25 protein-coding genes are annotated in these 25,501 nt (G+C 37.7%); 3 read left to right on the top strand and 22 right to left on the bottom strand.

What is annotated here, in order from left to right:
• Positions 1 to 5: 5 nt before the first annotated feature.
• From priA to PATL70BA_RS00090, 9 genes are all read right to left on the bottom strand, one after another.
• The gene (gene priA, locus PATL70BA_RS00130; protein WP_125135457.1) at positions 6 to 2,249 is read right to left on the bottom strand and encodes a replication restart helicase PriA; all 2,244 of its coding nucleotides are present in this window, start codon (positions 2,247 to 2,249) and stop codon (positions 6 to 8) included.
• 93 nt (positions 2,250 to 2,342) lie between these two features.
• Positions 2,343 to 2,561: a DNA-directed RNA polymerase subunit omega gene (rpoZ, locus tag PATL70BA_RS00125; RefSeq protein WP_125135456.1), complete on the bottom strand. Its 219-nt coding sequence runs from the start codon at positions 2,559 to 2,561 to the stop codon at positions 2,343 to 2,345.
• Positions 2,562 to 2,563: 2 nt separating this feature from the next.
• Positions 2,564 to 3,196, bottom strand: a complete 633-nt coding sequence (gene gmk, locus PATL70BA_RS00120; RefSeq protein WP_125135455.1) for a guanylate kinase — start codon at positions 3,194 to 3,196, stop codon at positions 2,564 to 2,566.
• A 418-nt stretch (positions 3,197 to 3,614) separates the two neighbouring features.
• Positions 3,615 to 4,493 (bottom strand): YicC/YloC family endoribonuclease, encoded by an 879-nt coding sequence (locus PATL70BA_RS00115; protein WP_125138356.1) that lies wholly within the window; start codon positions 4,491 to 4,493, stop codon positions 3,615 to 3,617.
• Between the two features lie 98 nt (positions 4,494 to 4,591).
• Entirely contained in the window at positions 4,592 to 6,583 is a 1,992-nt protein-coding gene (locus PATL70BA_RS00110; RefSeq protein ID WP_125135454.1) for a YgiQ family radical SAM protein, read from the bottom strand.
• A 3-nt stretch (positions 6,584 to 6,586) separates the two neighbouring features.
• Positions 6,587 to 7,252 (bottom strand): HAD family hydrolase, encoded by a 666-nt coding sequence (locus PATL70BA_RS00105; protein WP_125135453.1) that lies wholly within the window; start codon positions 7,250 to 7,252, stop codon positions 6,587 to 6,589.
• A gap of 13 nt (positions 7,253 to 7,265) precedes the next feature.
• Positions 7,266 to 7,979, bottom strand: coding sequence for a pseudouridine synthase (locus tag PATL70BA_RS00100; protein WP_125135452.1), 714 nt, complete (start codon positions 7,977 to 7,979; stop codon positions 7,266 to 7,268).
• Positions 7,979 to 9,343: an RsmB/NOP family class I SAM-dependent RNA methyltransferase gene (locus PATL70BA_RS00095; RefSeq protein WP_125135451.1), complete on the bottom strand. Its 1,365-nt coding sequence runs from the start codon at positions 9,341 to 9,343 to the stop codon at positions 7,979 to 7,981. The genes PATL70BA_RS00100 and PATL70BA_RS00095 overlap by 1 nt, the downstream gene beginning before the upstream one ends.
• Positions 9,344 to 9,557: 214 nt before the next feature.
• Positions 9,558 to 10,364 (bottom strand): GTP pyrophosphokinase, encoded by an 807-nt coding sequence (locus PATL70BA_RS00090; protein WP_125135450.1) that lies wholly within the window; start codon positions 10,362 to 10,364, stop codon positions 9,558 to 9,560.
• Between the two features lie 331 nt (positions 10,365 to 10,695).
• On the opposite strand from PATL70BA_RS00090, the gene nadA reads away from it, so the two are divergent.
• The 3 genes from nadA to nadC are packed head-to-tail and all read left to right on the top strand — an operon-like array spanning position 10,696 to position 13,968.
• The gene (gene nadA, locus PATL70BA_RS00085; protein WP_125135449.1) at positions 10,696 to 11,604 is read left to right on the top strand and encodes a quinolinate synthase NadA; all 909 of its coding nucleotides are present in this window, start codon (positions 10,696 to 10,698) and stop codon (positions 11,602 to 11,604) included.
• Positions 11,605 to 11,617: 13 nt separating this feature from the next.
• Positions 11,618 to 13,120 carry an L-aspartate oxidase gene (gene nadB, locus PATL70BA_RS00080; RefSeq protein ID WP_125135448.1) on the top strand — a complete coding sequence of 501 codons (1,503 nt, stop codon included), beginning with the start codon at positions 11,618 to 11,620 and terminating at the stop codon, positions 13,118 to 13,120.
• Positions 13,121 to 13,134: 14 nt separating this feature from the next.
• Positions 13,135 to 13,968 (top strand): carboxylating nicotinate-nucleotide diphosphorylase, encoded by an 834-nt coding sequence (gene nadC, locus PATL70BA_RS00075; RefSeq protein WP_243115938.1) that lies wholly within the window; start codon positions 13,135 to 13,137, stop codon positions 13,966 to 13,968.
• Between the two features lie 79 nt (positions 13,969 to 14,047).
• Here the strand turns inward: nadC and recN are convergent, their stop codons facing one another.
• The 13 genes from recN to efp all read right to left on the bottom strand — a co-directional run bounded on the left by recN (position 14,048) and on the right by efp (position 25,501).
• Positions 14,048 to 15,751, bottom strand: a complete 1,704-nt coding sequence (gene recN / locus PATL70BA_RS00070) for a DNA repair protein RecN (RefSeq protein ID WP_125135446.1) — start codon at positions 15,749 to 15,751, stop codon at positions 14,048 to 14,050.
• Positions 15,752 to 15,775: 24 nt separating this feature from the next.
• Positions 15,776 to 16,231: an arginine repressor gene (gene argR / locus PATL70BA_RS00065; protein ID WP_125135445.1), complete on the bottom strand. Its 456-nt coding sequence runs from the start codon at positions 16,229 to 16,231 to the stop codon at positions 15,776 to 15,778.
• A 12-nt stretch (positions 16,232 to 16,243) separates the two neighbouring features.
• Complete coding sequence (locus PATL70BA_RS00060; protein WP_125135444.1) at positions 16,244 to 17,107, bottom strand: NAD(+)/NADH kinase; 864 nt, start codon at positions 17,105 to 17,107, stop codon at positions 16,244 to 16,246.
• A gap of 11 nt (positions 17,108 to 17,118) precedes the next feature.
• Positions 17,119 to 17,931 (bottom strand): TlyA family RNA methyltransferase, encoded by an 813-nt coding sequence (locus tag PATL70BA_RS00055; RefSeq protein WP_125135443.1) that lies wholly within the window; start codon positions 17,929 to 17,931, stop codon positions 17,119 to 17,121.
• A gap of 4 nt (positions 17,932 to 17,935) precedes the next feature.
• Complete coding sequence (gene dxs, locus PATL70BA_RS00050; protein WP_125135442.1) at positions 17,936 to 19,801, bottom strand: 1-deoxy-D-xylulose-5-phosphate synthase; 1,866 nt, start codon at positions 19,799 to 19,801, stop codon at positions 17,936 to 17,938.
• A gap of 3 nt (positions 19,802 to 19,804) precedes the next feature.
• The gene (locus tag PATL70BA_RS00045; RefSeq protein WP_243115937.1) at positions 19,805 to 20,383 is read right to left on the bottom strand and encodes a hypothetical protein; all 579 of its coding nucleotides are present in this window, start codon (positions 20,381 to 20,383) and stop codon (positions 19,805 to 19,807) included.
• 750 nt (positions 20,384 to 21,133) lie between these two features.
• Positions 21,134 to 21,577, bottom strand: coding sequence for a divergent PAP2 family protein (locus PATL70BA_RS00035; protein ID WP_125135441.1), 444 nt, complete (start codon positions 21,575 to 21,577; stop codon positions 21,134 to 21,136).
• 39 nt (positions 21,578 to 21,616) lie between these two features.
• Positions 21,617 to 22,513, bottom strand: a complete 897-nt coding sequence (locus PATL70BA_RS00030) for a polyprenyl synthetase family protein (protein ID WP_125135440.1) — start codon at positions 22,511 to 22,513, stop codon at positions 21,617 to 21,619.
• 2 nt (positions 22,514 to 22,515) lie between these two features.
• Positions 22,516 to 22,710, bottom strand: a complete 195-nt coding sequence (xseB, locus tag PATL70BA_RS00025; RefSeq protein ID WP_125135439.1) for an exodeoxyribonuclease VII small subunit — start codon at positions 22,708 to 22,710, stop codon at positions 22,516 to 22,518.
• Position 22,711: 1 nt separating this feature from the next.
• The gene (xseA, locus tag PATL70BA_RS00020; protein WP_125135438.1) at positions 22,712 to 23,929 is read right to left on the bottom strand and encodes an exodeoxyribonuclease VII large subunit; all 1,218 of its coding nucleotides are present in this window, start codon (positions 23,927 to 23,929) and stop codon (positions 22,712 to 22,714) included.
• Between the two features lie 22 nt (positions 23,930 to 23,951).
• Positions 23,952 to 24,350: a transcription antitermination factor NusB gene (nusB, locus tag PATL70BA_RS00015; RefSeq protein WP_172596032.1), complete on the bottom strand. Its 399-nt coding sequence runs from the start codon at positions 24,348 to 24,350 to the stop codon at positions 23,952 to 23,954.
• Positions 24,351 to 24,420: 70 nt separating this feature from the next.
• The gene (locus PATL70BA_RS00010) at positions 24,421 to 24,789 is read right to left on the bottom strand and encodes an Asp23/Gls24 family envelope stress response protein (RefSeq protein ID WP_125135436.1); all 369 of its coding nucleotides are present in this window, start codon (positions 24,787 to 24,789) and stop codon (positions 24,421 to 24,423) included.
• 151 nt (positions 24,790 to 24,940) lie between these two features.
• Positions 24,941 to 25,501 carry an elongation factor P gene (efp, locus tag PATL70BA_RS00005; RefSeq protein ID WP_125135435.1) on the bottom strand — a complete coding sequence of 187 codons (561 nt, stop codon included), beginning with the start codon at positions 25,499 to 25,501 and terminating at the stop codon, positions 24,941 to 24,943.

Raw genomic sequence — 25,501 nt, 5'->3', positions numbered from 1 at the left:
GTATGTCAATAAGACATCATCGGGTTCAGATCAATTTGCATATGACTGATATGCCTATGATCTTCTTGTTCATTTATATTATATAGATGATTGGCCAGTGCCGTCAATGCTTTATATGAATCTGCTTTGATGTATATGACCCATCTGAAGTTATTTCTTATTTTTGATAGCGTTGCGGGTGACGGACCAAGAATCTCAATCCCTTTATTTTGATCATAGATGCTTAGTTGTTCTTTAATCCTGTGGCAAAGTTGAATTAAGTATTTTTCATCCGTAGAAATAATCAAAACACTCATCATTTCTTTAAATGGCGCATAGCCCATCAGTTTTCTATACTGGATTTCATTATTATAAAAATTCTTATAATCCTGATTTTGAGCACTCATAATACTATAATGATCCGGTGTATAGGTCTGTATTATCGCTCTACCGGCTTTATCGCCTCGTCCGGATCTTCCTGTTACTTGGGTGACCAGTTGAAACGTCTTTTCACTGGCTCGAAAGTCATTGACATACAAGGACATATCCGCCGCTAAAACGCCTACTAAGGTAACATTATTAAAATGATGACCTTTAGCCACCATCTGAGTTCCGATGAGAATATCTGCCTCTTTGGCTTCAAATTGATCCAATATTCTTTTATGTCCATCTTTTCCAGTGGTAGTGTCATAATCCATACGCAAGACTTTGGCTTCTGAAAATATTTCTTTTATATAGGCTTCCACTTTCTGTGTTCCAATACCAAAGGCTTTTACATGTTTGGAACCGCAACTGGGACAGATCTGAACCATGGGGATACTTTCATTGCAATAATGACATTGTAGTTTATGATTGTATTTATGATAATTATAAGCAACATCACAATGGTTACATTTTAGAACATAGCCGCATAATCTACAGGATACAAAATTGGAATGACCTCTCCGGTTTAGAAACAAAATAATCTGTTCCTTTTTAAGTAATGTTGCTTTAATAGCTTCATAGAGCTCATGGCTTAATATACTTGTATTGCCCTTTTCTAGTTCTTTACGCATGTCCACCGTTTCAACCTCTAGGGGTGAAAGTGCTTCTGCTTTTTGATCCAGTTCAATCAGTGTGTATTTTCCCGATAAGGCTTTATAATAGCTTTCAACCAAAGGTGTTGCTGAACCTAATAGAACCGGGCACATATGATACCTAGCTCTATAGATAGCAACTTCTCTTGCATGGTATTTGGGCGGCATTTCAGATTTGTATGAGGTTTCGTGTTCTTCATCCAGAATAATTAGGCCGATTTTTTCAAAGGGTGCGAAAATGGCCGATCTTGGTCCAATCATAATTTTGAGACGGCCTTCTTTTGCCAGACGCCATTGGTCAAACCGTTCACCTTCTGAAAGTCTAGAATGCATAACTCCGACCACTTCCCCAAAACGTTCAACAAATCTTTTGACCATAAGGGGTGTAAGCGCAATTTCAGGTATCATCACAATGGCCGATTGCCCTACTTTGAGCACCTGCTCTATGGCTTGCATATAGACCTCTGTTTTACCACTTCCGGTTATACCGTGCAGCAAGAAAACCTTGTTTTCCCTTTGTTGAATGCTTTGCGTAATCTGTGTAAGGGCTTTGTCTTGTTCTTTATTGGGTGCCAGATTAATACTGGTATCATAGGCTTCCAAATCATAAGGCATACGAATGCTTATATTCGTTTCAAATTCAAGTATAAGGTGCTTAACCATCGTTGATATAATGCCGCGCGATACATCTGCTTCTTCCATAATTTCTTTTAAAGGTATATGGGGCTTTACTAATAAAACTTCTAATACCCTTCGTCTAGGCTCATATATTTTTTTGTCTTTTAATGTTCTCATCATATCCAGGAGTTGATCCTGATCCATCAAGCTTCTTACCCATTTTTCTTCTTTTTTTCGAACATTTGGCCTTGATGGTAATAAGGTGCCAAGGGCAGATTGCATCGTTGTCACATATCTGTTCTTCATAAATACAGCTAATTCCAATAATTCAGACTCTATACCCACTTCTTCATACTGTTTGAGAATATACTTGACTTTGGTTGGATCAAAATCGATTTCCTCACAGAACCCTAGGATATAGCCTCTAATGATACGATTCCCTGCACCAAAAGGAATCTCTACAATAGATCCAATTCCAAGACTTGGCCTCAATGTCTCAGGAACACCATACGTAAAGATTCTATCTAAACTTTTCACAGATATGCTGATGATGATTTGGGCATACTTTTTTATCATATCTCTTTTCCTTTAATCGCAATAAGTGGTCCAATCCTAACCACTGATTGACCACTTATATTGGATTTTATGTACGATTCATTGAGATGTTGATTAAAGAGAATCGATATCGATTGTACCTTCATACAATTCATTGACCGCATAAGACAATGGTTTTGGATAAGACTTATTCACCCTTGGTTCAGCACCATCAATTATTTGTCTGGCACGTTTGGAGGTTGCGATTACAATTGAATAACGGCTTTTAAGAGTAATGTCGTCATTTCGGTCATTGATTCTTTCCATTAGATCTGAGTAAGATGGATGTAACATAGTTATTCTCCTTTCAACACTTCATTGAACTGACTCTCAAGAACCTGCTCGATACCGCCATAGTGGGCCGCATGATGTTGTTCTGCGACGACAATACTATGAACGATTTCAGCACATGCTTCAAGAACATCATTTTCAACGATATAATCATAGTCTTTAATATAGGCTGTCTCTTCTTCGGCTCTTTTAAGCCTTTTGATGATCACATCCATAGATTCAGTGCCTCGTCCAACAAGTCTATCTTTAAGCTCCTTGATGGAAGGTGGAACGATAAATATCATAACAGCGCCCGGATATTGCTTTCTGACTTTCATGGCACCTTGTAGTTCAATCTCCAAAATGATGTTTTTCCCTGCTTCAAGTTGTTCAAACACATATTTCTTTGGCGTACCATAGTAGTTGTTCACATAGGTCGCCCATTCTAATAGTTCGTCCTTCTCTATCATTTGTTCAAAGACTGGTTTCGATAGAAAATAGTAGCTTTCACCTTCAACTTCACCATTTCTAGGTGCTCTCGTGGTGGCTGACACCGACAAGGAATAGTTTTCCTTAGTTTCTAATAATCTTTTTACAACGGTTCCTTTTCCGGCACCAGAAAATCCCGAAATAACCGTTAATACACCTGGCTTTTGCATAACCCACCATTATTCCTTTTTTCTAGTTATCTTAACCACTATGGTTAATGGTCATTACCATTATGGTTAATGGTCATTACTAAGTTTCACTACATTCACCTTCAATATATAGTTACGTTGATGCTTTCGTAACTTTATGTCAAAAGTGAAAGTTCAACTAAAGTCTTGACCCTTAACCATTATCGTTAATGGTCATTACTAAGTTTCACTACATTCACCTTCAATATATAGTTACGTTGATGCTTTCGTAACTTTATGTCAAATGTGAAAGTTCAACTAAAGTCTTGACCCTTAACCATTATGGTTAATGGTCATTACTAAGTTTCACTACATTCACCTTCAACATATAGTTACGTTGATACTTTCGTAACTTTATGTCAAATGTGAAAGTTCAACTAAAGTCTTGACCCTTAACCATTTACTCAATGTTTTGAATCTGTTCTCTGATTTTTTCTATATCCGTTTTTAATTCTAGAGCATGACCGGATATAAGCAAACTATTGGCCTTTGATAATATAGTATTGGCCTCACGGTTCATTTCCTGTGAGAGAAAATCTAATTTTCTACCAATAGGTTGGTCTGACTCAAGGGTTTTTTCCATATGTTCAATATGACTTCTTAAGCGTACAATTTCTTCATCTATACAACAACGGTCAGCGAACAATGCCACTTCTACAGCCAACCTAGCCTCATCAACGGCTGCATTCGATAACAGTTCTTGTATGCGCGCCTCTAACTTGACTTGATAGTCTTTAACAACAGATGGTGATTCCTTTTCAATATGATTCAGTGCTTCCATCATGGCTTTCATTTTAATAAGGATATCTTTCTTAAGCAACTCACCTTCAACTTGTCTTGTCTCAATCATCTTTAAAATGGCCAAATCAAGGGCTTCTTTTAGAATCCCCCATAGAAGGGTCTCGTCATCTTGTTGCTCTTCGACTACAAAAACATCTGGGTATCTTGTGATATGAGATACCTTAATGTCATTTTCAAGATTGAATCGGTCGCTTATATGTTGAAAATAGGTTAAATACTCCTCTGTTAAAGCTTCATTGAACCGTATGCTTTCTTGCTTTGTCGAGTTGTCCTCATAAGTTAAATAGACATCTATTTTTCCCCTAGACAATCTTTTTTTGGTGTATGTCTTAATGTCATTTTCCAGAAAATTCAGTTTTCTAGGGAGACGGACATTCACATCGCAGTATCTATGATTGACGGACTTCATCTCTACAATCATCTTTCTTTGATCTTTGACATGTTCGCCACGACCAAATCCGGTCATACTGTTGATCATTTTCATCACTCTTCCTCATTTGTTATTTGCTCCTCATCCGTAGACACAGGATTCTATAGTACACTGTATTATAACTTAATATGGTTAAAGTGTCAAAACTACTTTTTCTTCTTGTGAACATTTCGAATGGTCTTTCTTTTTTGTTTCGGATTTGTTTTCAAATTGCTTTTTGAGCTGTTATTGGAACTGTTCTTAGAATCACGTTTCGAACTACCTTTGTGATTGCTTTTATGACTACTAGTGGCACCCTCTTTTTTAGCCGGATCACTTTGTGTCTGCTTTGACGCAGAATATGTACGTTCTTGTCTTGGTCGTATTAAGCAGTCACGGTCAAAACCAATAAGGTCTTCCCTTCCTGCTAATAAAAGTGCTTCTTTAACCAATTCATAATTTTGTGGTTTTTTATATTGAATCAGTGCTCTTTGCATGGCCTTATCCTTCGCCTTTTTAGGTACAAAGACAGGCTTCATAGTTCTTGGGTCCAGACCGGTATAATACATGGTGGTTGAAGCGGTGGCCGGTGTTGGATAGAAATCCTGAACTTGCTGAGGCTGATGACCAATATCTCTTAAATACAAGGCCAGTTTTATAGCACTTTGCAATGTGGAACCGGGATGTGAGGACATCAAGTATGGTACAAGAAATTGCTTTTTGTCCAATTGTACATTTTTTTGCTCATAACGTTTGGTAAACCGTTCATAAATGGCATGGTCCGGTTTGCCCATGTAGCTCAGTGCTTCATGATCCACATGCTCTGGCGCCACTTTAAGTTGACCACTAATATGATGTTCACAAAGCTCATTAAAAAAGGATGGATCCTTATCATACATGAGATAATCAAAGCGAATACCGGATCGAACAAATACTTTTTTGACTTTCGGTATGTTGCGTAGTTTTCTTAATATCTCTACATATTCAGTATGATCAACATCCAGATTTTCACATTTCTGTGGGAATAGACACTGTTTGTCTTTGCATACCCCATATTTGAGTTGTTTCTGACACGAGGGCTTTCTAAAATTCGCTGTCGGTCCGCCAACATCGTGAATATAGCCTTTAAAATCTTTATCATCTACAAAGCTTTCTGCCTCTCTAACAATAGATTTAGCGGATCGTGCCTGCATAACTCTGCCTTGATGGAAAGTTAGTGCACAGAAATTACAAGCCCCATAACATCCTCTGTTGCTTATAATACTGAATTTGACTTCCTTAATGGCTGATATGCCGCCTAAGGATTCATAACTTGGATGATAGGTTCTTTCATAATTCAGTCCATATATGCTGTCAAACTCACTTTCGGTTAAAGGCGCTTGAGGTGGCAGTTGAACGATATACTCCCTTTCACCATAGGTTTCTACAAGCGTTTTTGCAGTTATGGCATCTGTGTTTTGAGATTGAATTAAAAAGCTTTTTGCATAATCTTCCTTAGAGGTCTTAATGCTTTTAAAAGAAGGTAAAACAATCGTATCATAGATACCCTCTATTGTTGTCGATCTATAACAAGTGCCTTTAATAAAGGTTATATCTTTAATATGAATGCCGGATTCTAGAGCTTGCCCTACTTGAGTTATACTTTTTTCTGCCATGCCATATAAGAGTAAATCCGCTTGACTGTCTAGGAGTATGGACCGCCTAACTTGATCACTCCAATAATCATAATGCCCCATACGTCTAAGAGATGCTTCAATACCACCAATTATGATGGGTACATCTCCAAAAGCTTGTCTGATTAAGTTAGCATACACAATGGTTGCTCTGTCCGGTCTTTTCCCTGCAATATCCCCTGGAGTATAGACATCTTCCTTTCGTCTTTTCTTAGTCACTGAATAGTGGTTCACCATAGAATCAATGTTACCACCGGTTACCAGAAAAGCATGTCTTGGGGCACCAAGTGCCATGATATCTTGATGGTTCCTCCAGTCCGGCTGAGCTATAATGCCGACTGTAAAACCATCTCTTTCAAGTACTCTGGCAATAATAGCTGCGCCAAAAGAGGGATGATCCACATAGGCATCTCCTGTAACCAAGATGAAATCCAGTTGATGAATACCCCTTTGTTCCATATCTAATTTTGAGATTGGTAAAAACATAGGTTAAGCCTCATTCCTAATCAGTTCCATCACATCGGTATAGCCATTCACATAATAATCTGCCAGTCTTATTTTTTCATCCGTAATATTTTTTGAGAAATCATCATAAATAGCACACACTTTCATGCCTGCGTTTTTAGCTGCCATAATACCCATAGGCACGTCTTCAAATACCAAACACTCCTCCGGTAAGACCATCAAGTCTTTCGCTACCTGTAGATAGATATCCGGACTTGGCTTTCCTTTTGCTACCTCACAACTGGTACGTATACTATGAAAAAAATGGTCGATTTTGAATTTGTTCATAACCAATGTCACCAGTTCTTTTGAGTTACTCGTACCAATGCCGGTTTTATATCCATGGTGCTTTAAATGACTTAAAAATTGATGCGCATCTTCTTTCATCGTCACTTTTTCTATATAATATGACCATGCCATCTTATTCCATTCATCTTTAATGGTTTCAACAGAATCCAGAAGATTAAATCTCTTTTTGAAATAAGCTGCGGTTTCACTAAAGCTCATGCCTTCAATTTCATCTTGAAGATCCTCAGGTAATGTCAATCCAAACCGCTTTAAGTATTCCATATCTATGGTTTTCCATAACCACATAGAATCAATGAGTGTTCCATCCATATCAAATATGACTGCTTTTATATTTTTTAACATAATTCTCCTTATTCTAGAAGGTTTCGAGTGCCTGTACTTCGTCTTCACGAAGTTCTCTATAACCACTTAATCTAAGATTAGGATCCAGGCTCAATCCTCCCATTTGTATTCTTTTAAGATAGATGACTTCTTTATCAACAGCTTCAAACATACGTTTGACCTGATGAAATTTGCCTTCATGAATGGTTATATGAATCTCTGACTCAGAACCGGCGCTTAAGATTTCAAGTTTTGCCGGCATGGTCGTATAACCATCTTCCAGTGTTACACCTTCTGAAAATCGTTTACAGTCAGCTAGGGTAACACAGCCTTTAATTCTAGCATAGTATACTTTGGGTACATGTTTTTTTGGTGACAATAGACGATGGGCCAGTTGGCCGTCATTGGTGAGAATCAACAGACCTTCAGTATCTTTATCTAATCGACCTATAGGAAACAGATCTTTTTTTCTCTTATGGTTGATGAGGTCCAATACCGTTTTATCCTTTAAGTCATGGGTAGCTGTAACACAACCGGCTGGTTTATTCAGCATTATATAGATATTGGCTGTATAACCGATGGTCTTACCATAAACCTTAATATGGTCATCTTCTTCTGACACTTTAAGATCTATAATCTTAACAACTTCTTCGTTGACCATAACTTTACCATATTGAATCAACTTCTTGACTTCACGTCTTGTGCCAACACCCATATTGCTTAAATATTTATCTAATCGCATGGACATTATAACCATCTCCAACTTGCTTCAATCTTATTTCTTAATTTATGGTTAACGACTTTGCCCCAACCTAGGCTATAAGTATCGACACAAACAAGATACCATCCATTCTCTACATCTATCGACAATGTTTCGCCTTTTAGATACCTTGTAACGTTAATATCTTCATGATCAAGTATGATTTTGTTCTTGACTTGATCCGGTTTGAGTGCACTGGCAAAAGCCTGTGAAGGTTCAAATCGCTTCTTTTGATAGGTTCCAAGAAACCAACCACTGGAAAAAACTCTTAGCCCTTTGGTCTCCGGTGCCTCTTTAGGAATGAAAAATACCTTCTCAACATGTTGATGCATGTTTTCTAGAATGCCTGCCTCCGGCTTATAACCGATAGATTCTATAAACCCTTGAAAAGCATCTTTAGCTTCCACGCTTATTACTGGCTTGAAAACAGATATGGGCGTTTTTATATCCACATCTTTTTTAAGTAACTTTGCAACAAAATGGCCTTCGCCTTCTTGTAAATGGGGCCAAAGTCTTTTAGTTTTCTCAAATTGCTCATCTAACCCATCAATAGGAAATCCAATCGATACGGGCAAAATATTTTCCAATTCAACCAACACATACTGAGGGTATTCTTTTAAAAACTCAGCTATCATATGTTCGTTTTCTTTCATATTAAATGTACAAGTTGAATAGGTTAAAGTCCCACCGTTTTTTAATAATCTATGCGCAGAAGCTAAAATGCTTCTCTGTATAGGTACAAAATCATCCGGTCCGTTCTCTTCCCAACTCTTAATCAGCTTAGGATCTTTTCGAAACATACCTTCACCTGAACAAGGTGCATCCACCAATACTTTATCAAAGTAACCCGGCCAAGCCTTCGCTAAGTTGGCAGGATCTTCACTTGTTACGATACAATTTCTTATACCGCTAATCTGTATATTTTTATTAAGATTTCTAACTCTTGAGGGACTAATATCATTAGATACAATTATGCCACGATGCTCCATCATGGCTGCTATATGGGTCGTTTTACCCCCTGGAGCAGCACATAAGTCTATGATCTTATCTCCTGGCTTAGCATCTACTGCCGTACCTACCATCATAGCACTGGGTTCCTGAATATAATAACAGCCCGCCATATAATAAGCGTCTTTACCAGGACGTTCATCCTCATGGTAATAATAGCCCTGATTACACCAAGGTATTTTTTCAAGCTCGAAAGCCATCTGATCGACAAAATCATCCTCTACTTTTAAGGCATTTACTCTAAGCCCAAAATGTCTGGGTTGATCATAGGAATCTATAAAATCACTATACTTATCTTGTAGTAGTACGCGCATTTCTTTCTCAAATAATAAAGGTAAATCCATCTTAAACCTCACTCATGACCACGCCATTCATATCAGCGCATAATCTGTCTAATCATATCATGAGAGCTAGAAATAAACAACATAAAAATAGCCCTTATTGACTTCGCCTCTTCGTTTCTTGATACAAAAAGCAGTAAGTTTTTATTTTATTTATCTTCCTTTCGGTCGATTAGACTAAAATAAAAACTTACTGCTTAAACAACACCTTATATCTTTAATTCAAACTCTGAGCCCTATAAGTCTCAGCCACAATATCCAACCTCTTATTAAACTCCGTCAACTCCTCAATAACACCGGATTCCCATAACCGATAAAACTCATCTTGTATATGCTGAATCTCTAGATCATCATTGGCCACACTGCTAATATTCTGAACATTATTAAGAATGTCTGCAATAATACCGGACTTATATTGAAAAGAATCCTGAGCATCCAAAACTTCAGAACGAATCTTAGACATTTCATTATCTAAGTTGTGAGCTGCCTCAGCTGCAGCAACCAACCTATTTCTAATCTCCATGGGTATATTATGTTTGTACTTATACTTTAGAGAATGCTCAATTGTCGCCCAAAAATTCATAGCCAATGTACGAATTTGTATTTCTGCTTGTATACGTTTCTCACCTAAAGCCGTATGAACATCATAATAAATAATCATATGATAGCTTCTGTACCCACTGGACTTTGTATTGGTAACATAGTCCTTTTCATATTTTATCATAATGTCCCTTCTACTTTTAATAAGACTTACAACTTTGTCAATGTCTTCAACAAACTGACAAATAATTCTAACCCCTGCAATATCCTCGATTTCATTTTCAATATCACTTAAAGCAATACCTTTTTTCTTTGCCTTTTCTAATATACTGGATATTTTCTTAACCCTAACGGTTACAAATTCAATTGGTGAGTACTGGCTTAATTTATGATATTCATTTACAATGCTTTCGAATTTGATTTGCATCTCTTGTACCGCTTGCTGATAAGGAATTAAAAATTCCCGCCACATCTGAGTTTCCAATACCATCACTCCGATCTCTGAACAGTTGTGTAATATTTTAATGTTATTTGTATAATTACTCCATAAAAAAAGCTCGAAGAAAAGTCTTAAGCGAACCTTGATTGTTTGCATTCATTATATCATAAAATATAACATTTATTAACGATTATTCTTATTTTTTTTGTATATAATTACATGTACCTAGGATTATTATCTTTATATCTTATACCATATTTCCCAGAAGAAGATCTCCCAAAAGTTTCTATAGCTTCCTTTTGACACTTGAAGCCTGTTTGTGATATACTTCTCCTAAATAATGTCAAGACACATGCAAAATTGGAGAGGAATAACCATGTCTCAAGAACTGATATCAAAAATTCATCAATTAAAAGCCGAAAAAAATGCAACCATCATTGCCCACTTTTACCAGTCTCCTGAAATACAGGATTTAGCTGATTTTGTGGGTGATTCTTTGGCTATGGCCAAATATGGTAAAGATGTAGATGCTGATTGCCTTGTTATTTGTGGTGTAAAATTCATGGCTGAAACGGCTAAGATTCTATCACCAGATAAAACAGTACTTCTCCCCAATCAAGATGCAGGATGCCCGATGGCAGACATGGTGGATGCGAAGTCACTTGCTATGCATAAAAAAAGACACCCGAATCACTATATTGTATCTTATGTTAATACGTCTGCTGATGTCAAAGCATTAACGGATATATGCGTCACTTCCTCTAATGCTTTACACATCATCCGTCAATTGGAACAAAAAGAAATTCTTTTTTTGCCGGATAAGAATCTAGGTCATTATATCAACACCCAACTGTCTGATCAGCAGATGCATTTGTGGCCCGGTTTTTGTAGAACGCATGATCGGTTAAATGCTGAAGACGTAAAATCCATGAAAGTACTTTATCCGGATGCTGAAGTATTGGTCCATCCCGAATGCGACCCAAGTGTTGTTGAATTGGCGGATTACATAGGTTCTACATCAGGCATTATTCATCGTGCCAGTACTTCATCTGCCCAGTCTTTCATCGTTTGTACAGAAGAAGGTGTCATACACCGCCTTAGGCAAAATGAACCTGAAAAAGCATTTCACCTAGCATCCAGTAAATTATTATGTCAGAATATGAAGAAAACAGAGTTAGAAGATATATATACATGTTTACTTAACAGTCGTCCGGAAATGATGATAGAAGAAACAACACGATTGGCCGCTTATAATGCCTTAGACCAAATGCTGGCTCTCAGTTAGAAGGTGAAATACCATGAAAACCACAGATGTCCTTATTATCGGTACCGGTTTGGCCGGTACTTATGTTGCACTTAATTTGCCTTCTAATCTAGATATCACCATGATGTGCCACCACTCCACCAACTCAACTTTGGCCCAGGGTGGCATCGCCATCTCTCTTGACCAAAAGGATTCTTTTGAAGCTCATATCGATGATACACTAACAGCCGGTAGACATACCAATAATATAGAAGCTGTTAAAACTTTGATTGAAAGTGCACCCGATCAAATTCATACACTCAAAAAGCTTGGCGTTGAATTTGACCAAGATGCAAAACAAAACATTCGCGCTACCTTAGAAGGTGGACATTCCTTTCCTAGAGTCATTCATGCCGGCGGTGATCAAACCGGACAATCGGTTATGAGCTTACTTGATCGGAAAATTAATTCATCCGACAATATACAAATCTTAAGAGGCGCTTCTTTGTTAGAACTCGTGGTACATCATCAAGAAGCCATTGGTATCGTCTATGAGATGGATGGAACCATACAGGTTCTCTATGCCAAACATATTGTAATGGCAACCGGGGGACTTGGTGATCTCTATGAACATACAACAAATCAAGAAGGTTCAACCGGTGAGGCTATTGCTATCGCTGCTTTTGCTGGCGCAAAATGCCAAGATATGCGCTATATTCAATTCCATCCAACAGCTTATAAAAATAAAGATAAAGGTTATTTTCTTATTACTGAGGCTATGCGTGGTGTCGGTGCCTATTTGTTAGATGCTCATAAGAACCGCTTTATGGATCACATTCACCCACTAAAAGAATTAGCACCTAGAGATATCGTGTCAAAAGCCATCTATGACGTTATAACTTCCACCCATGAACCTTTTGTTTATCTAGATACCAGACATTTAAAAACGGCCTATTTAAAAGAACGTTTCCCTAATATCTATAAAACACTTGAAAAAGATGGTTTAATTCTTGGCGTTGACCTTATTCCGGTAACACCGGTTGCCCATTATACCATTGGTGGTATCTGTACAGATTTAATGGGCCGTACCAATCTTAAGCATTTATATGCATGTGGTGAGGTAGCTTCAACAGGTGTTCATGGTGCCAATCGATTGGCCAGTAACTCCTTACTGGAGTGCTTAGTCTTTGGTAAAAACGTCGCCGAACATATTGTCTCACATCACGAAGATCTTCCACTGCCTTCTTATTCTATTAACCCACTCGATCCATGGAAGTATACAAAAACGACTGCTTCACAAAACTATCTTGTACATAAAGCTTATATTCAAGAAATCATGACCAAACATGTGGGTATCGTCCGTTATGATAGCCAACTTAGATTGGCCAAATCAAAGTTAACACGGCTCTTACATCAACTTAAAAAAGTGCGTTATGATCATATCGACCATGCCAAATCCTATAATCTTATATCTGTCAGCTTGATGGTCGTTGAAGATGCTTTAGCCCATGAAAGTTTAGGTTGTCATTATAAAGATATTGAAAAGAAAGGGCTTTAACCATGCAAGGACCTATGAATGAACATCAGTTAATTAATAAAATTAAAGCGTGGCTTGAAGAAGACATGCCCTATGGGGATATTACTTCTCAGAACATCCTATTTCAAAGTCATAATATTCGTGCCACTTTTATCGCAAAAGAAGAAGGTATCATCTGTGGCATAGATATTATAAACCTTGTGTTTCAAACCATTGATAAGACAATTATTTTTGAACCCTCTGCCAAAGATGGTGATTTTGTAAAACCCGGATTCATATTAGGCGATCTATCCGGTCCTCTTGATAAGATTTTGATGGGTGAAAGATTGGCCTTGAATCTAAGTCAGCGGATGAGCGGTATAGCAACCATGTCTCATCAGTATGCTCAGAAGGTTCAAGGTTATCCTGTTCGAATTGTCGACACAAGAAAAACCACGCCCGGACTTAGGTTACTTGAGAAATATGCAGTTCGTGTCGGCGGGTGTTATAATCATAGATATGGCCTCTCGGATGCTGTTATGATTAAAGACAATCATATCGCCGGAGCAGGGTCGATGCAAAATGCTGTGACACAGATTCGTGCTCACATACCCCATACTACAAAAATCGAGGTAGAAGTTGAAAGTCTTGAAGCACTTAAAGAAGCTTTGGATCTTGATGTGGACATCATTATGCTTGATAATATGACCAACGATATGCTTCGTGCCGCTGTTGCTATCAATCAAGGTAAAGCCATACTGGAAGCCAGTGGTAACATGACTTTAGATCGAATCCTTGACGTAGCTAAGACCGGTGTGGACATCATTAGTGTTGGTGCGCTCACCCATTCGGTTCAGGCTCTTGATATCAGTTTAAAATTCTTACCCTAAATCATTAAGGTGTTATAAGAAAAGAAGGCTAAAGGACCATACCATCCCTTTAGCCTTCTTTTCATGTTAAGCTTTTGAGTTATAATTTAGAAATATGTGCCTCTTTTATCGCCGTCGCTTGTTCTTTCATTTCCCTAGCTGACTCCAGTGTGTTTTCTGTTATGATAGCGCCGCCAATAAGTCTGGCTAATTCTTGGAAGATTTCAGCACCTTTTAGTTGTCTTACATAGGTTTCTATCCTATTTTGTGATTCGGATTTCTCAATCAAATAATGCTGATCCGCCATTGCACTAATCTGTGGTAAATGGGTTATACAGATAATCTGTCTATGCACAGCTAATGCTGACATCTTCTCTCCCACTTTTTGAGCGGTGCGTCCACTGATACCACTATCGATCTCATCAAATACCAAGGTGCCAATTTGATCCATTTCAGCAAAAACAGACTTAATGGCCAACATGACTCTTGATAGCTCACCACCGGAAGCAATTTTGACCAAAGGTTGCACGGATTCGTTTTTATTCGTGCTGATTAAAAAGGTCACCTTATCATAACCATTTTGACTAAATTGATCCATTCTTTCAATATCTATTTCCATTTTAGCATCTGAAAAATTCAAATCTACCAGAACCGACTCAATGTTTGTTCCGATTTCTTTGGCCGCTTTCTGTCTTAGATTAGAAATAGTCGCACACTTTTTCTCCAGTTTAGCCGTTAAGGCCAGAATGGCCGCTTTGGTTTTCTCAAGTTCTGTCTCATAGTTTTCCAGATGTTCCAACCGTTTTTCTTTTTCTTCTAATGCATCTAGAATCAATTCAATGGTCTGACCATACTTTGTTTTCAGGGTATTGATGATGTGTATACGCTCTTCTACTTCGTTCAGGCTTTGATGATCGGATCCCAATTCTTCAAGGTAGCTTTCAACATGCTTGTTTAAATCTCTAACCATGTCTTCAATCTGAGCCATCATAATGGCCATGTCCTCGATTTCATCATCCAGATGTCGAATACTTTCAAATTCACGAAGCATTTGACCAATCCATTCCCATAGATTCATTTCTGGATTCTGTGTTAACCGTTGTTCAACACTTAATAATTTTTGAAGGATCTTATTACGATTGGACAAAAGCTTATACTCTTTACTTAAGGTTTCATCTTCACCTACAATCAGATTGGCTGACTGAATCTCATTGATTTCAAATCTCAAAAAATCTATTTCCCGCTTTCGATCATCTACTGTAAGATGGTCTTCCTCAATAGTTTTAACCAATTTTTTGTATGTTATATAATCCATATACAGATCGTCTTTTAAAGACTTTAGAGATTGACCTACATATCGGTCTAACAAATCAATATGATTGTTTGGATTTAAAAGGGATTGATGTTCATGTTGACTGTGAATGTCTAAAGTCATATCCGCGATTTCACTAACCACTGTGGCAGTCACCGTCTGATGGTTCACTTTATAAACACTACGCCCTGTCATATTAAATCTTCTTGAAACGATTAATTCTTGTTCATGATTATAGTCAATACCGTATTTTTCTTTCAATCGTATTAATGCTTCTTCCTGTAGAACAAAAATCATTTCAATCAAGGCATAATCAGAACCCTTGCGAATAATCGACTTGTCTAACTTTCCACCGGATATGGCATTCATAGAACCAATGACAATGGATTTACCTGCACCGGTTTCACCACTAAGAACAGTTAAACCATGATCAAAGTCAATTTCCAAAGATTTAATTAGAGCAAAATTTTCTACATGTAAATAGGTTAGCATCTAATCCTCCCAAAAGCTATGTTCTTATTGGCTGTGTGCCACTTTGCTTAAGCGTTCCATAACAAAAATAGCATCAGCTTCTGTTCGTGTCGCACAAAAAATGGTATCGTCACCTGCTATACATCCAACAACCTCATCAAAATCCATTGCATCTACTGCGGCTGCAACCGCCATAGCCATACCGGTTAAGGTCTTAAGTACAATCATATTACCCGCTCGGTCCATGCCACTATACCCATTTTTGAATATCCGAATATACTTTTCACTTAAATTAGTTTCTTTAGATGGAAGTATGGCGTATTTTTGTTTGCCACCCGGTATGGATACTTTGGTGAGTTTAAGGTCCCTTATATCTCTTGAAATCGTTGCCTGTGTTACTTCAAAACCATTTTCTTGCAGTCGATGCACCAATTCCTCTTGGGTTTCTATAACAAAATGATTCACCAGTTCTATGATCTTTGATTGTCTAGCTATTTTCATAACCAACCTCCTCTAATTACCACCCAGTTTTCTTCTTAATATATGATAAAAATTATGTCCTTCTATTTGAATAAGCCTGGTTTTTAAATCCGCTTTTTGGATAATTATTTCTGCATCATTGTTGATTTCTTTACCTTCTTGACCATCAATGGTCACCATTAAGTCATTGTCCCATGACCTTCGATTATGTTCAAAAGTGATTCTCACTATATCGTTGCTGGATAATACAATACTCCTAGCCGTTAGTGAATGGGGACAGATGGGCGTCATAACAATCATCTCGTTATGTGGTGCTAGTATAGGTCCGTTTGCTGATAAGTTATAAGCGGTTGATCCGGTAGGTGTTGCAATAATGATTCCATCTGCTGAATAATAATTAACAAACTCATCGTTAACATAGATGCTAAACCCTACCATTCGAGATAATGCCATACGACTAATGACAACATCATTTAGGCAGAATCCTTCTTCAATTAAAATGCCATTCGTGTATATCTGCGCCTCTAACATCATTCTGGTTTCTATTTCAAACTTACCTTCCAGAACCTTCTCTAGATTTTCTTGCCACTCATGTTCCTCTATTTCTGCTAAGAATCCAAGATTTCCTAGATTAATCCCTAAGATTGGTATTTCATGCATCGCCAATCGTCTTGCCGAATGGATAATCGTACCATCACCGCCTAGTACAATAGCGAAATCAATTTCATCCAGTTCTGAATCATCTTCAATATCAATCGCATTGAAGGCATAACACTCTCGTACATAGCTATCTATGTACACTTTGCAGTCCTTAGACTTCAACCAATCCATAATCTTACAGCTATAGGTCAAAGTCGGGTCCTTACTGGTGTTAATTATCATATAGACATTCTTCATTACGTCACCAACTACAGTGTTTCATGAGCTTGATCTACGACCTCATCGATACGTGCCTTAAAGCTTTCATATGACACATCCACTGCATGCTTTCTCACATATAGTAAATACTCAATATTACCCTCTGGGCCTTTTATTGGTGAATATTCCAAACCTAAAAATTCAAAACCCATTTGAACCGATTCTGACAAAATACGGATCAAAACTTCTTTATGGATTAAAGGATCTCTAACCACACCCTTTTTCCCAACTTTTTCACGTCCGGCTTCGAATTGAGGTTTGACCAAACAAATCATTTCACATTGTTCTTTAATCAACTGCTTAACTGTAGGTAGGACTTTAAGAAGTGAAATGAAGGATACATCAATACTAACAAAGTCAATAGGATCTGGAATCTGCTCAGGCGTTACATACCTAATATTGGTTTTCTCCATACATACCACACGTGTATCTTGTCGAAGCTTCCAATCCAATTGTCCTCTACCTACATCTATTGCATAGATTTTCTTCGCACCATTTTGTAACATGCAATCCGTAAAGCCACCTGTTGAAGCTCCTACATCCATACAAATCTTATCTTCAAGAACGATTGGATATTGTTGTAAGGCTTTTTCCAATTTGAAACCACCACGACTCACATAAGGGTTTGGATTGGACTTGACAATAATTTCCAACGCTTTATTGACTTTTGTTCCTGCTTTATCTTCTCTTTGACCGCCAACAAAAACATTACCGGACATGATTAATGTCTTGGCTTTTTCACGTGATGGTGCTAGACCCAACTCAACGAGTAGAATATCAAGCCTTTCTTTCTCTACTGACATAGTATCACCTGTTATATCTTTCTATATATGCCGCTATATGATTGGCTGTCAAACCCAGTATTTCCATTAGCTTATTTCTAGATCCATGTTCAATAAAATCATCTTTAATACCCATGATTTCCACTTTTATATCATAACCTTTTTGGTGCACATAGCGCAAGACTTCACTACCATAACCACCAATCATAGTGTTTTCTTCAGCTATTAATAAATACTTATGTGTGGCTGCCAATCGATCAATTTGATCGTAGTCAATCGGTTTAACAAACCTAGCATCTACAATTGTGACCGATGATTTGACCATTGCACTGGCTTTTAAGGCTTCATCCACCATCGAACCGACTGCAAGAATTGCTATATCTTGACCCGTTTCTAATACTTCACTTTTACCATAGACAATGGGACTTTTATCATACCCGAAGAAGGGCGCTTCACCTTTTGGATACCGTATGGCAATGGGCCCATCCATATAAGTTAATGCAAAAGCCATCATATCTTTAAAGGTTTCACTATCCATAGGTGCCATGACTGTCATATTCGGCATGTGGTTCAAATAGGATAAGTCAAAAACACCTTGATGGGTTTCACCGTCTTCTCCGACCAATCCAGCCCTGTCCAACATAAAAACAACCGGGATTTTTTGTATACAAACATCATGTAACACCTGATCATAGGCTCTTTGTAAAAAAGTTGAATAGATGGCAACAAAAGGCTTAATACCACTTAGACCTAAGCCTGCAGCAAATGTAACAGCATGTTGTTCGGCAATACCTACATCAAAAAAGGCTTTAGGATATTTTTTCATAAAACGGGTCATTCCTGTTCCGTCCGGCATGGCTGCAGTTATGCCTGCAATTTTATGGCCATCTTCGATGTACTGAATCAATTGATCACCCATCAACTCGCCATAAGTCTTTTTAGTGTTCGCCGCTTTTTTTACTAAAGCTTCACCATTTGTTGTTATAAAAGGCTTTGTACCATGAAACTTAGATGGGTTGATTTCCGCATGATGATAACCTTTTCCTTTTATTGTGTTAACATGAATTAGAACCGGCCCTTCTATTCTGCGGGCTTGGTTTAGGACTTTTATAATCTGTGGTACCGCATGACCATCTATTGGCCCCAAATAAGTGTAACCCATTTCTTCAAAAAACATCCCCGGAATAAATACTTGCTTAAAGGCATCTTTGATTTCTCTAACACCTTTTGTTAGCATCTTACCAACCACTGGGATGCGATCAAATACCTTGTGAACATCATGCTTAATCTCTTTATAGACATGACCGGTTCTTATGGTATCAAGATACTCCGCCATACCACCAACATTTTTTCCTATGGACATTTGGTTGTCATTTAAGATTACGATGAAATTCTTTTTCATCTGAGCACCGTTATTAAGGGCTTCAAATGCCATTCCTGCAGTCAAAGCGCCATCCCCAATAATGGCTACAACACTATAATCATCCTTATTCATATCCCTTGCAACAGCATATCCAATAGCAGCAGATATAGAGGTTGAACTATGCCCCACATCAAAACAATCGTGTTCGCTTTCAAGACGTTTTGGAAAGCCACTAAGGCCTTGGTATTGCCTGACGGTCTTAAGTGCTTCTTTACGTCCTGTTAAGATCTTGTGAACATAGCTTTGATGACCTACATCCCATATTAATTTATCAACTGGTGAATTAAAAACGTAATGTAGGGCAATGGTGAGTTCCACCACACCTAAGTTGGAACTCAGGTGACCACCTGTTACGCTAATCACATCCACCAAATATTTTCTTATTTCATGACTTAATCTATTTAAATCATCCCTATCTAGGCTTTTTAAGTCCTCAGGGGAATGAATTTTATCCAATACTTTAAACATAGGTCACCTTTTTTTCCTTTTTTTTATGTAGCTTAGTAGTATACCCAATCTATAAACAATATAATTGGCGTGTCGTAAAGCAACTTCTTTACCAATTGCCTTACCGCCTACGGTAATAGCGGCAATGATGGACGTTAGAATAATACTTGAAGCCGTTGTTTTTATGGTCATGGTTTCATTCAGTTTAATTATGATAGCAGCAGAAGCTGATCCTGAAATAATCCCGGAAATATCACCGATTACATCATTAAAGAAGTTGGCTACTGAACCGGCATTTCGAATAATTAATATGGCTTCTTGGGCACCCCGAACCTTACCGGAGGACATAGAATGAAAAGGCGTTTCTGTAGCTGCCGTTACGGATATACCTAACAAGTCAAAAATAACACCTAAAAAAACAATAAATAGTAAGATAAAAAGTGCACCAATAACACTAACTTTTTCCATAAATACTAAAGATATATAACCTAAAATTAAGGCTACAAAAAATGTAATCACTGTGATTACATAAACCCATAAGTAATTCACCTTTTTATTTGTATACATATTGCGGAATTTAACCCGACTTTTTTGTTCACTCATGCATACCCTCATCTCATACTTGTACCTATTTTGATTAACACTTTGGTTAAAGCCAAAACTCAGTTTTCTAAATTATATAACTGGTTAAGGTGTCAAAACTAAAACTATATTAAAATTAAAAGCTGAAGATAATTACCATAGTAAATTTTGCGGCATGTAGTCTAGCAGGTTTTCCCAAATTCAAACTCCGATGTCGCCAAAGGAGCGATTCCTCTTTCATTGAATTCCCAAAACAACTGGCGCTAGATCGCCTTAATAACCACACTGTAATCCTATGATAACCTCTATCGAACAGTCTAGGAGTTTTCCTCACATCACCAAACGCTTCTTAGCCTCTTTAGCAACTTCAAATTTCAAGCAACAATAACACATCCTCTTTGGCCTAAGAATCAATGCCTAAATTACTATCCCCTTCAAAGTCACGCAAGGCAGGCTACACTGTCCACAGCTTACGCCGCATGACAGGTTTAATCCAACGCCGTAGATCATGTTAACCCACATACGTTGGTCTCCGCGACAAAAGGGTCAACGCCCACATGCCCTTGTGGATCGCCCTAATGTCTTAACTCCCAGCACAAGCCCGCGACTGGGCGTCGCAAGCTCACACCAGAAACTTCATCGATATGCCCTTATACGGTTTTTTAGGCCCGTCTTCTGATGCGCAGGTCATGACTAGAATACTGCATCTTCAGCTCTAACTTATTATTTCATAGTTAAAGGGTCAAAACTATTATAGCATCACTGAAGCTATTATGCCATATTTAGTCCTACAATCATACCCAGTAAGCCACCCACAAAAACTTCTAGATATGTATGACCCAAAAGTTCCTTAAGTTCCTTATACATAGAAAATCTATGTTCACCTAGTTCTTTGATTATCCGGTTAATAAGCTTTGCTTGCTTGCCTGCCGCCATCCTTACATTAGCTGCATCATACATGACGATAAAGCTCATCATACCTGCAAAACCAAACATAGGGCTATTAAAACCCATAATCTTGCCAATACAAAACGTTGTTGCAACCACAGATGCTGAATGCGCACTGGGCATACCGCCGGATCCCATTATTCTACCAACATCAAATCTTTTTTCTTTGATCAATATCCATGTTATTTTTATAGATTGAGCGATAAACCATGCTATCATTGCTGAAAGAAATACTCTGTTGGTTAATAAATCACTGATCTCATTCATGTTATTCTCCTTGAATACTATAATTTTTACCCTTTAAACTTAAAATGTTCGTTCCTTAAGATAGTTAATAAAATCTCTTAAGAAGACGGTCTTAGTGCTATCAAATGATTTAAGCACACTTAGTGCCTCTTCCAGTAGATCCGCTACGATAACTTTAGAGCCTTCAACACCTTTTAAATCTACATAAGTCGTTTTTTTATTCTTCATATCGCTCAATATCGGCTTGCCAAGCTTAGCCTCATCTCCCGTTATATCCAGTAAATCATCCTGAATCTGAAAAGCCAGACCAATGCATCGCCCTATTCTGTTCAACCTTTTTATGACCTCATCGCTTTGTCCGGCAAGGTATCCACCCATCATAAATGCTGCCTCAATCAGAGCCGATGTTTTATGTTGATGGATGTACCCAATAACATCCATATCTACTGCTTGATCTTCATAAGTAATGTCTGCAACTTGACCACCTATAATACCTTTCGTTCCGGCATTTGTTGCCAAACAGGAAGCGGCCAATAGGCCTTGGTCACCTAACTTATATTTCATGACACCTTCCAACATGATCTCATATGCCCTATTTAGTAAAGCATCGCCTGCGAGAATAGCGATATTTTCACCATATTTTTTATGACAGGTCGGCAAGCCACGCCTTAGATCATCATTGTCCATAGCCGGTAGATCATCATGAACCAATGAATAGGTGTGCACCATCTCAATAGCAACCATAAACGGTTCTATAGACAATGACTTTGGCTTGAACAAACCATATACTTCTTCAAGTATCATAGGTCTAATTCTTTTTCCACCTGCCAAAAGACTATATGTCATCGCTTCAATTACGATTTCATGATAGCCACTGGTTTCCTGCGGGAGAAATTCGATAAGAAGTTGATTGATATTTTGCTGCTGTTTTCTTAATTTTTTATCAAATTCATTCATCTCTACGCCTTCCTATTTGTCAGGATTTCTAGCTCTTTTTCAATCTTATCAATAGAATCGTTACAATGCTTTACCAATGCCATGCCTTCTTTATAGGTTTTAATTGAGCCTTCTAAAGTCAGATCCTCTGATGTCAATTCATGAACGATTTTTTCCAGTTTTTCTATAGAAGTTTCAAAGGATGTCTTTTTATCCATTTCACGCATCTCCTTTATTATATTCGATGGTATCAACTGTAGCTATAACATGACCATCCGATAAGGTTACCATAACCTTGTCATTGTCCTTGAGTTGGTTAACAGATGTAATCTTGTTAAACTGAAGATCACTTAAATAAGCATAACCCTCTTTTAATCTTTGGGTGGGTGACAAGCCTTTTAATTGTTCCTCAAGTAGGTCCAACTGATGTTGCTTTCTTCTCAGGATATTTGCCATAAGCATTTTCATCTTATCTTCTAATTCTACAATATACTGATACTTTCTTTCAAATTTAAGCCCTGGGTGTTGATGGGATAATTGAATTTTTAGGAGTTCCAATCTTTTTTTCTTTAGATCCAACTGTCGATAAATGGCTTGTCTTAATGTTAGCTCCAATTGGTTTAGATTATTTTGTAAAGTATAGTAATCATAAACTGCTAATTCAGCTGCAGCAGAAGGCGTAGGTGCTCTTAGATCTGCAACAAAATCGGATATGGTAAAGTCTGTTTCATGACCCACAGCAGATATGATGGGTATCTCGGACATGAAAATGCTTCTTGCTAGCGCTTCTTCATTAAACACCCATAAGTCTTCAATAGACCCACCACCTCTACCAAGGATGATGGTATCTACATTTTTTTCTTGGTTAAAATAAGCAATACCTTTGATGATGGTTTGAGCAGCATCCGTTCCTTGAACCAGTGCCGGATATAGGGTCATTTTTATATAAGGATTCCGTCGTTTCGCTACTTGGACGATATCTCTTATAGCTGCACCTGTATCCGAGGTTATGATGCCAATATGGGCGGCATATTTACAAATAGGTTTTTTGGCTTCTTCCCTAAAAAGACCTTCAGCACTTAGTTTTTTCTTCAATGCTTCAAAAGCTTGATACAGTATACCTAATCCGTCCTGCATAATCTTGCGGACATAAATCTGGTACTGACCACTTCGCTCATAAACGGATACAGCACCCTGAACAATGATTTTCATGCCGTTTTCAATTTCAAATCCTAAGTTTTGGACATGGGTTTTGAACATTACACAGCTTATAGTACTCTCATCATCTTTTAAAGTAAAGTAGAGATGTCCTGAACTATGCGCTTTATAGTTGGAAATCTCACCTTGTACGGATATGTTTTTTAGAATGAAATCTTTATCCATTAATTGTTTAATATAGGCATTAACATGACTAACCTTTAGTACCTGCTTTTCCATCTTATCCCTACTCTATCTAAAGTTATTCATTTACGATTCCTGCTATAACACCATTAACAAACTTTGGCGATTGATCACCACCATATTTTCTTGCCATTTCTATGGCTTCATTAATAGCTACATTGGTGGGTATTTCTTCATCATATAGAATCTCAAATAAGGCCAACCTAAGAATGGCCATTTCTACATTTGCAATACGTTTTAGATTCCAACTCGTAGAACTTGAACCAATGGTAGCATCAAGTTCTGCTTTCTTACTTACAATACCCATTGCCTTGGTTTTAATATAAACAGCTTCATCGTCCTTGACTTCAATGGTCCCCAGATAATCCTCAATATGCTCTTCAATCGGGACCTCAAGTCCAAATTCATAGGAAAATATAATCTTGAAGATATTCTCTCTGATGTTTTTTCTATTCATGATTGCCTCCATACATTACAATACCCTTAAATAACTATTTAAGGGTATCAACGTTTTTCGATTTGTGATATTACTTCTCTATGTCAACACCGGTAACATTTATATTCACGACTTCCACTTTAAGTCCGGTCATGGTCTCTACTGCATTTTTAACCTTTTCAGAGACACTTTTCGACACCTCTATAATCTGACTACCAAAGGTTACAACAATTGCAAGGGTAAGGGAAACACAACCTTCACCAACTTCAACAATCACACCTTTTGCTAGATTCTTTCTTCCAAGTAGTTCAACAATGTCACCTGCCAAATTGCCTACCATGCCTTTGACACCTTCTACTTCTGTCGCTGCAAGACCTGCAATAATTGCAATAACCTCATCTGCAATATGAATTTCTCCTACATCTTCATGATCATGTATTTTTAAAACTTGTCTGTCCATTATATGCCTCCATTCCATTGTATTCACAACGTGCTAGTATCATTATATCTAAAGTCGCTCAAGTATGCAAGAACAAAGCGACTTTGTCGCGGTTTGCTTGCATGAACAACAATAAAGCAGCCCCATTGATATCCTTTAGGGCTGCTTTATTCTAGTTTGCTCTAGATATGTATTCGCCGGTTCTTGTGTCGATTTTTAATTTATCGCCAATGTTAACAAACAAAGGTACATAGACTGTTGCACCGGTTTCTACTGTCGCCGGTTTTGTTGCGCCTTGTGCTGTATTACCTGCAACACCCGGTTCAGTATGTGTTACCAATAACTCAACAATGATAGGTGGTTCAACACCAAATACTTTACCTGCATGAGATAAAACCTTTACAATTTCATTTTCTTTTACGAATTTTAGGGCACCATCTAACTGATCTTCACTTAAACCAATCTGTTCATAGGATTCTACATCCATAAAATGGAAAATATCACCATCTGCATACAAATACTGCATGTCTTTTCTAGAAATAATAGCATTTTCAAATTTCTCTGTTGGCCTAAATGATTTTTCAATCACGGCACCTGTTTTCAAATTCTTAATCTTTGTTCTAACAAAAGCTGCACCTTTACCGGGTTTAACATGTTGAAACTCAATAATGACATAGATGTTATTATCCATTTCTATTGTTAGACCATTTCTAAAATCACCAGCTGAAACCAT

This window comes from Petrocella atlantisensis (assembly GCF_900538275.1).
GTDB classification, from domain to species: Bacteria; Bacillota; Clostridia; order Lachnospirales; family Vallitaleaceae; genus Petrocella; species Petrocella atlantisensis.
Note: the sequence above shows the minus strand (reverse complement) of the source record. Positions and strands in the feature narration are given on the sequence as shown.